We start from the raw sequence: 406 nt of genomic DNA, 5'->3' as shown, positions 1-406 counted from the left end.
GCGCAGGAACTTCCCGAACGGTGCCCCGGACCCTCTCTACGATAAAGAAGGGATCGTCTATGGGTTTACGATTGATGATAAGGATTCTACCGGAGTCTATGTGGAAGACCCTCGGTATTATCCTGAATCACCATTTTATGACCCGGTTCTTGCCTCGAAAGTACACCTGGTGCATAGCGAGTTTGACGATCCCGAATAATCGATCATGTTCCTTCTTGAGTTTAGTTGTCCGTAGCTTATAGCGAAGTTACGGACAACTAATTTTCTATATCTTTATGCCTGTCAACAAATAAGAAAGCTACAGAGGCTGTTCTGCCGCAACTGCTGTTAAGGAGGAATCCTATTACGTATACGGAAATGGATTTCATGGCTCCCAAACCGAAGATTGGTGAAAACGGTAAAGTTG

General features: G+C 44.8%; 1 pseudogene. It reads left to right on the top strand.

What is annotated here, in order from left to right:
- A pseudogene (locus HMPREF2609_RS07435) lies at positions 1 to 199 on the top strand (hypothetical protein); the annotation flags it as partial.
- Positions 200 to 406 lie beyond the last annotated feature (207 nt).

It is taken from the genome of Rothia sp. HMSC058E10 (assembly GCF_001809415.1).
Taxonomy (GTDB): Bacteria; Actinomycetota; Actinomycetes; order Actinomycetales; family Micrococcaceae; genus Rothia; species Rothia dentocariosa.
The sequence above is the reverse complement of the archived record's forward strand: the minus strand, read 5'-3'. Positions and strand labels throughout refer to the sequence as shown.